At 64.0% G+C, this 9264-nt stretch carries 11 protein-coding genes; 6 read left to right on the top strand and 5 right to left on the bottom strand.

What is annotated here, in order from left to right; translation table 11 throughout:
* A partial coding sequence (locus EAO80_RS14970; protein WP_122090674.1) for an ATP-binding cassette domain-containing protein occupies positions 1–774 on the bottom strand: 774 nt, incomplete at its 3' end.
* A 1-nt stretch (position 775) separates the two neighbouring features.
* The gene (locus EAO80_RS14965; protein ID WP_122090673.1) at positions 776–1075 is read right to left on the bottom strand and encodes an EMC6-like membrane protein; all 300 of its coding nucleotides are present in this window, start codon (positions 1073–1075) and stop codon (positions 776–778) included.
* Between the two features lie 107 nt (positions 1076–1182).
* Between EAO80_RS14965 and EAO80_RS14960 the strand changes: the two genes are divergently transcribed.
* Positions 1183–1461: a winged helix-turn-helix domain-containing protein gene (locus EAO80_RS14960; protein ID WP_122090678.1), complete on the top strand. Its 279-nt coding sequence runs from the start codon at positions 1183–1185 to the stop codon at positions 1459–1461.
* A gap of 114 nt (positions 1462–1575) precedes the next feature.
* Here the strand turns inward: EAO80_RS14960 and EAO80_RS14955 are convergent, their stop codons facing one another.
* Positions 1576–3417 (bottom strand): PINc/VapC family ATPase, encoded by a 1842-nt coding sequence (locus EAO80_RS14955; RefSeq protein WP_122090672.1) that lies wholly within the window; start codon positions 3415–3417, stop codon positions 1576–1578.
* Positions 3418–3505: 88 nt separating this feature from the next.
* Here EAO80_RS14955 and EAO80_RS14950 point away from each other — a divergent pair, with 88 nt between their 5' ends.
* A complete protein-coding gene (locus tag EAO80_RS14950; RefSeq protein WP_122090671.1) occupies positions 3506–3910 on the top strand; it encodes a hypothetical protein in 405 nt (134 codons plus the stop codon).
* Here the strand turns inward: EAO80_RS14950 and EAO80_RS14945 are convergent.
* Positions 3889–4167: a hypothetical protein gene (locus EAO80_RS14945; protein WP_122090670.1), complete on the bottom strand. Its 279-nt coding sequence runs from the start codon at positions 4165–4167 to the stop codon at positions 3889–3891. The genes EAO80_RS14950 and EAO80_RS14945 overlap by 22 nt on opposite strands.
* Before the next feature lie 95 nt (positions 4168–4262).
* Here EAO80_RS14945 and EAO80_RS14940 point away from each other — a divergent pair, with 95 nt between their 5' ends.
* A complete protein-coding gene (locus EAO80_RS14940; RefSeq protein ID WP_122090677.1) occupies positions 4263–4517 on the top strand; it encodes a glutathione S-transferase N-terminal domain-containing protein in 255 nt (84 codons plus the stop codon).
* Here EAO80_RS14940 and EAO80_RS19865 read toward each other — a convergent pair.
* A complete protein-coding gene (locus EAO80_RS19865; RefSeq protein ID WP_162994032.1) occupies positions 4508–4729 on the bottom strand; it encodes a hypothetical protein in 222 nt (73 codons plus the stop codon). The genes EAO80_RS14940 and EAO80_RS19865 overlap by 10 nt on opposite strands.
* Positions 4730–4863: 134 nt before the next feature.
* On the opposite strand from EAO80_RS19865, the gene EAO80_RS14935 reads away from it, so the two are divergent.
* The 3 genes from EAO80_RS14935 to EAO80_RS14925 all read left to right on the top strand — a co-directional run bounded on the left by EAO80_RS14935 (position 4864) and on the right by EAO80_RS14925 (position 9239).
* Positions 4864–5940 (top strand): M20 family metallopeptidase, encoded by a 1077-nt coding sequence (locus EAO80_RS14935; protein WP_122090669.1) that lies wholly within the window; start codon positions 4864–4866, stop codon positions 5938–5940.
* A gap of 65 nt (positions 5941–6005) precedes the next feature.
* Positions 6006–7682: a lamin tail domain-containing protein gene (locus EAO80_RS14930; protein ID WP_162994031.1), complete on the top strand. Its 1677-nt coding sequence runs from the start codon at positions 6006–6008 to the stop codon at positions 7680–7682.
* Positions 7683–7733: 51 nt separating this feature from the next.
* Entirely contained in the window at positions 7734–9239 is a 1506-nt protein-coding gene (locus tag EAO80_RS14925) for a carboxypeptidase M32 (protein WP_122090667.1), read from the top strand.
* Positions 9240–9264: the final 25 nt, after the last annotated feature.

The following is a 9264-nucleotide window of genomic DNA, read 5'->3' as shown; positions in this document are numbered from 1 at the left end:
CCGCTGACCGATGTCGAGATACGGCGTGATCTCGTCGAGGAAGTAGAAGTCGGCGTCCCGCGCCAGACACGCCGCGATCGCCACCCGTTGAAGCTCCCCGCCCGAGAGCTCGTCGATGCCCTGATCCATGACGGGTGAGATCGAGAGACGCTCGACGAGTTCATCGAGCGCGCCGCGCTCGTCGGTGTGTTCGAGCAACTGGCGGGTGTTGCCGTCGAACTGTTTGGGGATCTGGTCGACGTACTGGGGCTTTCGCGCGACGTTGACCTCGCCGTCGCGCACCTCGCGGATGTACTCCTGCAGTTCGGTGCCGCGATAGGCGTCCAGCACGGCGTCCCAACCGGGCGGCTCCTCGTACTGGCCGAGGTTCGGCGTGAGCTCGCCCGAGAGGATGTTGACTGCCGTGGACTTCCCGATCCCGTTGGGACCCAAAATCCCGGTGACCTGACCCTCGATGGGGATCGGGAGACCATAGAGTGAAAAGGCGTTTTCTCCATACCTATGGACGGGTTCGTCCTGCAGTTCCTGGGGCAGGTTGATGATCTCGATGGCGTCGAAGGGGCACTTCTCGACGCAGATCCCGCAGGTCTCGCCGAGACAGATCTCCTCCGAGATGCGGATCTGGTCGGGGCCGCCCTCCTCTGCGTCCTCACCGCGCTGGGTGATACACTCCTTTCCCGTCCGGTTGGGCGGGCAGTAGTTCGCACACTCGTAGCTACAGCGGTCGGGCTGACATCTGTCGAGGTCGACCACTGCGATGCTGTCGTCGGCCATCTCAGATCGAGGCCCCGGTGGTCAGCAGGATGCCCCAGGTGACGAACCAGAGACAGAACGTCATGAACACGACGAACACCCGGTCCTTGCCCGAGAACTCCTCGACGATTCCCGTCCCCTTCAACAGGGGAAACTGCACCAGAACGAGCGCACCGAGCACCGCGAGGGCGATGGGATCGCCGGCGTTGCTCGCGAGCGCCGAGGAGGCGACCCCCGCGCCGACGCCCGCGAGCGAGGCGATCGCCGTGACCGTCACCGCCCGGATATGGGCCGTGCGCTGTTCGACCGCTTCGGTTGCCATACACGAAAGTCGGCCACCGGGGCTCAAAAGCCGTTCGCTTACGCCCGCGAGACGGTGTGAGACGGATGCTCAACCTTTATACTCGTGGCGCGTTTCGGTTCGTAGTGATGACCGGAACGGATGCGGAAACGATCGAGGACCTCCCGCCGAGCGCGAAACTCGTCTTCAAAGTGCTCGAGTATAACGGGTCGCTCACCCAGAAACAGATCGTCGGCGAGTCGATGCTCTCGGCGCGAACGGTTCGCTACGCATTAGAGCGCCTCGAGCGCATCGACATCGTCGAGGAGGACATCTACTTCGCCGATGCCCGCCAGAACCTCTATACGCTCGACGAGCAGGCGGTCGTCGCCGACGGCGGCCCCGACGAAGCCTGCTGTGCCGAGTAGACTCACGGACCGTTTTCTGCGTCGGATTTCCTCGCGTGCCGAAGGCACGCTGCGGGAACCGTTCGTTGAAAAACCTCCGCGAAAAAACCGCCCCGCTCGTGTTGTGCCGAGTGATCAGGCGCCGACGACCGTGATCTGCTGACTCCTGTCGATCGCCCGCTCTAGCTCCTCTGCGATCGCGCTGCCCCGTGAGACCTGAATGTCGCCGCCGCGGCCGACGGTCGCGGTGAAGAGGTACTCCTCGCCGGCCTTCACCTCGACGGTCTGGCCCGTCTCGGCGCTCTCGACGGTGAGGCGGATGTGCCGGGAGGTGATCTCCGGGGTGACGACCTGCCCACGTTCCTGGCCGGTCGATCCGCTTGATCCACTGGAGTTCGGGTTCTCGTCGTGGGTCCGAACGTCGATGTCGATCCCGAGCCTGTTCTCGACGTCGGTGATCCGGCCGCCACCTTTGCCGATCACCGAGGAGATGTCGTCGTCCTCGACGTAGACGACCGCCGTGTTCGAGCCCCGGAGCTCGACGTCGACGTAGCCTTGGGCGATCGAGCGGATCTCGCGTTCGATCTCCTGGCGGGCGATCCGATCGACGCCGCCCTCGCTTTCCTCCTGTCCGTCGAGCGGGACGGTCACGACCTGGCGGTTGAACGTGTAGATCTCGTAGGCCGGCTCGCCCGTCTCGAAGTCCTCGATGACGATGACGGGTCGGGCGAGGTCCTCCTCGGTGAGCCCCGCAGGAACCTTCACCTCGGTGGTCACGTCGTAGACCGTGTGGACTTCTCCGGCCTCGATATATACGACGGTGTCGACGACCTGCGGGATCATACCCAACTCGACCCGGCCTACTAATCGCTGGAGGGCGTCGATCGCGCGGGTCGCGTGAACGACGCCGATCATCCCGACGCCAGCGAGGCGCATGTCCGCAAAGACCTCGAAGTCGTCGGTCTTCCTGACCTCGTCGTAGATGGTGTAGTCGGGCCTGACCATAAGTAAGGAATCGGCGGTTTTGGCCATCGACCCGCCGAGTTCGGTGTACTGGGTGATCTCGGGGCCGACCTGTAGGTCGCGGGGTTTCTCCATCGTCTTCACCGAGTAGCCCGAGTCGTTGAGGAACTCGGCGACCGCCTGCGCGAACGTCGACTTCCCGGCCCCGGGCGAGCCCGAGATCAGGATGCCGCGCTGGCGTTCGAGCATCCGCTCACGCAGTTCGTCGGCGGAGTCGTAGTCGTCGAGGTCGGTCTTGACCAGCGGGCGAACCGCGGTGATCTCGATGCCGTCCGCGAAGGGTGGGCGGGCGATCGCGATCCGGTAGTCGCGAAACTGGACGATCCTCATGCCCGGCTCCGAGAGTTCGATGAAGCCCTCGCTCGACTGTTTCGCGCCGTTTTCGATCTCGCGGGCGATCTCCTCGATCTCCGCTTCGGTCTGGACCTCCTCGCGGACGCGCTCGAAGCGCATCTCGCCGACGTCGCCGCGTTTGGCCATCGGCGCGACACCGGCCTTGAGGTGGACGCTCATGGTCTGGTCGTCGAAGAACTCCTCGACATCGAGGGTCCCGACGTCCTCGACCTCGGGCGAGATGTACTCGACGTCGAGCCCCTTGGCCTCGGCGACCTCGCTCTGGACGACGTCGCTCGTGACGAACGTGGCCTCCTGCTCGGCCGCGAGGTCACGAATGAGCGCGTCGATCTCGCCCTCCACCGCTTGCCCTTTCTCGATCGCGTCGGGCCTGCGGCCCACGTATTCGAGCTCGATCTCGCCGGCGTCCGCGAGTTCGGCGAGCGTCTTCAGCTCCTCCAACCCGCTCCACCCGCTGTCGATGCCCTCGTTGGCCTGGTGTTCGAGCTCGCCGACGACCGCCTCGGGGACGAGCACGGTCGCGCCGGCGAAGTCGCCGTCGCGGACCCGCGCGGAGACGCGCCCGTCGATGACAACGCTGGTGTCCGGAAGAACCTTCATACCTCCTCTAATAGCCGGACCGTTGATAAGGGTATTTCATCGGGAGGTCGGCCAGAAGAGATATCTATTCGGAATATCAGATGGACGTATGCCAACGACCCGACCCGCCCATATCGCCGAGCGGCCACGAGTGTGGATCGGGGTGTTCCTGTTCACGACGGCGGCGGTCGGCCTGTTGACCGTGCGGACGCCCGGCGACCTCGTCTACGCGCCGCTGATCGGAGCGATCGTGACCCTCTGTGGGGTTCTCGCGGCCATAGCCAATCAGGCCTTCTTCGGCGAGCGGACCGAGCACGTCGCGACGCACCAGCGCCTCTGGGCCGGCGTCCTCCTTGGAACCACGACGGTCGTCGGGGCGTTCGAGGTGGCGGACGGCGAGTCGGTGCTGTACGGAGCGTTCCTCGGGCTGTTCGTTGCGCTGCCGGTAAGCGTCGCCCTCCTGCTCGCCGCGAAGGTGAACCAGTGGCTCGTTCAGGGCCGCCGGACCGTATAGGAGAGTTCCTCGCTCTCTGCGGTGATCGTTCCCTCGTCGTGGTCGAACGCGAGGGTGTGGATTCGGCCGTCGAACTCGTGGAGCGGCATGCTACCCTCTAGACGGCCGTTAGCGTGGATCTCGACCGTGGCGTTTCCGATCGTACAGCCCACCAGATCGCTCTCGGTATGGAGATGGCCGTCCACATAGAAGCGCTCGATCTCGGTGACGGCCCCCTCCCAGTCGTCGATTCCGACGGTACGGTTGTGTTCGTCCATGGCCCTCGTAGGTCATCCACCTCGATAGCGGTTGATACCGGAACACGCAGGAGACGGCACCACGCTCACGGGTGTCGCGGATCTATCGAACGACGATGCTCGAACTCTACCAGGCGGAGGACTGCCCGAACTCCCGGGACGTCCGCGAGAAACTGAGCGAACTGGGGCTCTCCTATGTCGCGCACAACCCGCGGCTGGCGGAGGGAGAGGTGAAAAACGAGACCACGAAGGGGGCAATGGAGGCGATCGGCGGCGAGGACCAGATCCCATTCCTCGTCGACACGGATCGAGGAGAGGCGATCTACGGGAGCGACGTGATCGTCGAGCACCTCGAGAGTCACTACGCATGAGCGATCCCGATCTCGACCGAGTGTAGCCGGAGCGCCAGCACGCCCGTAGAAAGGATACCGGCGACCTCAGTGAATCGCTGCACGACATCACCCAGGCGTTCGACCGACTCGGCGAGGAGGGAAGCGAGCCGAACCCGAGTATCTGGATTCGACCACGACGAACCCGTGGGGCCCAAGAAGACGGCGAGGACCGGCGCTCCTCGAGCAGCCACGCAGTCCGGCGCCCACGAGGCGAGAATCCGCTAACACCTCGTGCGGACGTGCGATCACGTCCGACTGTATCGCGAGAACGCCGGCGAACTGAGCGAGGAGTGATTCTAAGGGGGCCGGCCCCCTCGGGTCGGATATGACTGACGACGTTCGCGACCTCACGCGAGATCTGGTTTCGATCCCGAGCCATGTCGATGAAACCGCCGCGGGCGATTTCATCGAGGACTGGCTGCGCGAGGAGACCGACGGCGAGGTGACCCGCGACGAGGCGGGAAACGTCTTCGCTCGAAGAGGATCGAAGCAGGGTCCGACGCTCGCGCTCGTGGGCCACCACGACGTGGTGCCGCCCGCCGAATCCCAGATCGAAAGCGGCGAATACGTCGTCGAGGAGCGCGACGGGCGCCTCTACGGCCGCGGGACTGCCGACATGAAAGGGGCAGTGGCCGCGGCGATGTGTGCCTTCCGCACCGCGGAGCCGACGGGCAAACTCGTCTTCGTCAGCTTCGTCGGCGAGGAAAGCGGGGGGATCGGTGCGCGACACGCCATCGAGAACGGGTTCGCGCCCGAATACGCGATCGTCTGTGAGGGCTCGACGAACTACTCGAAACCGGGCGTGACCGACGTGGTGGTCGCCCACAAGGGCCGTCGGGGCAGTACGATCACCGCCCGCGGTGCGGCGAGCCACGCGAGCGAACCCGAGGCGGGCGAGAACGCGATCTACCGGGCCTGCGAGGCCGTCGACGTGGTGAAGGGAATCGACGCACCCGAGGCCACGGTGCTCGGAAACCACCTCTCGGGATCGGTTGCGGTCACCGAGATCGAGGGCGGGTCGGCGATGAACGTGATCCCGGATCGCTGTACGGTGACGGTCGACGAGCGCACCGTCCCGGGCGAGCGCGCGCCCATAGAACGGGTGACGGAGCTGGAGGGCGTCGAGTGGACGATCGACCAGGACCTCCCGGCGATGGCCTGCTCGGACGATGGATTCGCAAAGCGGGTGCTTGAGGCCGCTCGGGCGACTCAAGAGGGGATTCCCGAACTCGTCTCGAAACCCCACGCGACGGACGCGGGCTGGCTCGCGGAAGCGGGGACCGCCTGCGTGGTCTGTGGCGCCTCCGAACCGGGTGAAGCCCATACGAAAGACGAGAGCGTCGCGCTCACGGTGCTGGACCGGTGTTACCACCTGTATCGCGAGTCGGCGCGGTTCGTATAGCTCGTTGATAGTTATGACGGCGGAGAGACAGATATTTGCACGTCGGCACGTAATCGGTGGGTGACGTGAGTCGCTCTCAGTCCCCCGGCCCGCCGCGGCCGAAACAGCGTCCCGAGACCGAAGAGACCGACACTGCCGACTGGAGACGCCCTCAACAGGTGTTGCTGGTCGCCGGCATCGCGCTGTTCGCGATCGGCATCATCGCGACGGTCGGGCTCCCAGCGCTGGATCTCGGTGCGTTCGGTACCGACAGCCCCGGCGGGGGCGGCGACTCGCCGCCCGGCCTCACGGACAACGACACCGACGGAGGGGCCGGTGACGCCGGCGGGAACGACACCGCCAGCGGCGGGGACAACGCTACCGAGAGAGACACGAATGACGCGAGCGACGACGCGGGCGATGACACCACCGACCCGCCGGACGACAGCGATGATACCGACGCCGACGGGAGCGACAGCAGCGACGCCGGTGACGAGGGAGACGGCGAGGATAGCAGCGATACGGGTGGGAGTGCCGACGAGGGCACCGACGACGGACAGGACGCGCCCGACGACGACGGCGATACCGACGCCGACGAGGGCGATGCGAGCGACGAAGAGGACGAGAACGACGGCGGCCTGCCGATCTTCGACGGCGGTGACAGCGGTGATGAGGAGGACCAAGATAGTCCGGAAACAGGCGATACAGACGATAGTAGTAACGACGTAGAAGATGAGGAAACCACAGGAGGGGAAGACGAAAATGTCGATACGACTGGTCAGGAAGGTGGAGAACTCTCTGTGTCGGGTAGAAATGTTGATCAAGGAGATGCAAATACCCAAAATGAATGGGTCGAATTTGAAAACACAGGTAATCAGGCACTTGATTTAACAGGATGGTCTGTGGATGAGGGGAATGGCGTTTCTATAGATCCATATACATTCTCAGAAACGATACTTGAACCAGGAGAAAGTATTCGTCTTGTGACGGGAGAAGGAGAAGATAGTTCAGAGACGGTGTACTGGAATAGTGAAAGACCAGTATGGGACGAAGAACAAGACACAATCACCGTTGAAAACGCGGCCAGTGAAGAAGTGCTTACAGAATCCTATGACAATTCTGGCGAAAATGAAGGATCTAGCAATGGGGAGAGTGGTTCGGGAGATAACGGTAGCAATACTAACGAACCTATTGAGGGCAACGAGACAGACAATAACAGTGACGACATGGATAGCGTCCAGAACGATTCCGACCAAAACAACGGAGCAGGCGACGGTGAGGCGGGAAATGAGAGCAGCGGCGTGAGCGACGGCGACGACGAGAGCGATACGGGCGAAGTCGCTCCCGACACCGAAACCAACGAAACCGAGGAAAGCGACGATCCGTCGGCCGGCGACGAGAACGACACCGAGGCCGGTTCGGGAAATGAAAATGGCTCCGGGGGCGAGGGCGTCACCGGGGCCGACGGTGAGGGCGACAGCAACGAAAGCGAAAACGACGGCCAAGACGCCGGTGGGACGGGAAATGAGAGCGGCAACGAGAGCGACGGCCAAGACGGGGACGACGTTGGAGACGAAAGCGGTGGGAGCGAGAACGGATCCGACGTGACCGACACGGACGACACCGATTCGCAGCCGTCGTTCGGCGAGCCGAACGACACCGACGACGAGGGAGAGAACGCGACGGAAAACCAGTCGGACGACACCGATAACGGCTCCGCGGACGGAAACGACACCGACGGCCTAGCCGTCGTCACCGGCTGATCGGATCGCCGCGACCACCGGGTTCTTGACGACCCGTTTCGAAACGTAGGTATGGCACAGTCCACGACGGACGGCGATACCTATGAGCAGTTCCTCGAGAAAGTACGGCGCATCGAGAACCTCGGCGCCGGCGCGGGCGTCCTGCAGTGGGACCAGGAGGTCAAGATGCCCGACGAGGGGATCGAGGCCCGCTCCCAGCAGCTTTCGACCTTGTCGGCGGTGATCCACGAGGAGTTCACCGACGAGGAGATGGGCGAGTACCTCGCGGACCTCGAACCGACGGCTCTCGACGACGAGCAGGCGGCAGTCGTTCGCGAGATCCGCCGCCAGTACGAGCGAAAGACGCACGTACCCACCGAACTGGTCGAGGAGATCTCCCGGACGACCTCCGAAGCGCTCCCGAAATGGAAGGAGGCCAAAGCCGAGGACGACTTCTCGATCTTCGCGCCGGTTCTGGAGGAGCTGATCGAACTGAAAAAGGAGTACGCGGAACACATCGACCCCGACGCCGACCCCTACGCGGTGCTCTTTGCGGACTACGAACCGTATATCGAGCTGGAGAAAGCCGAGGAGATGCTCACGCGACTGCGCGAGGAGCTCGTCCCGCTGATCGATTCGGTCGCTGACTCGGAGGCCGACCTCGCGGTCGACGCCTTCTCCGGCGAGTTCGATCCCGAAACACAGGAAGCACTGGCTCGGGACGCGCTCGATACCCTCGGATACGACTGGAATCGTGGGCGGCTGGACACCGCACCCCATCCCTTCTCGACGGGCAACCAGTTCGACGCCCGCGTGACGACGCGCTTCGACGAGACGGATCTCTTAGGAGGGCTCACCAGCACGATCCACGAGTTCGGCCACGCGACCTATACGCTGGGATTGCCCGACGAGCACTACGCCACGCCGCTCGGCGACTCGCGGGACCTCACCGTCCACGAGTCCCAGTCCCGGCTTTGGGAGAACCACGTCGGGCGCTCGTGGGCGTTCTGGGAACGATTCCTCCCGCAGGTCGAGGAACGCTTTCCCGATGTCGACGCGACCGTCGAGGACGCCTACGAGGCCGCCAATCAGGTCCACGACGACAACCTCATTCGCGTCGAGGCGGACGAGCTAACCTACCACATGCACATCGTCCTCCGGTTCGAGATCGAGCGCGAGCTCATCGAGGGCGACCTCTCGGTCGAGGAGATCCCCGAGACGTGGAACGAGAAGATGGAGGAGTACCTCGGGGTGCGCCCCGACACCGATTCCGAGGGATGCTTGCAAGACATCCACTGGTCGCACGGCTCCTTCGGCTACTTCCCGACCTACTCGCTGGGGAGCGTGCTGGCCGCCCAGCTGTACGCGAACGCCGACGAGGACATCGACGACCTCGACGGGAAGATCCGGCAGGGGGAGTTCGACCCGCTTCGCGACTGGCTCGTCGAGAACGTCCACCGCCACGGCGCGCGCTACACCACGCCCGAACTGATCGAGGAAGCCACCGGCGAGTCCTTCACCGCCGACTACTTCCTCGACTACGTACAGGGGAAGTACGGCGAACTGTACGATCTCTAGGAAGCACTCGCCGGCACAGGTGTTA

Source organism: Halalkalicoccus subterraneus (assembly GCF_003697815.1).
Lineage (GTDB): Archaea > Halobacteriota > Halobacteria > Halobacteriales > Halalkalicoccaceae > Halalkalicoccus > Halalkalicoccus subterraneus.
Note: the sequence above shows the minus strand (reverse complement) of the source record. Positions and strands in the feature narration are given on the sequence as shown.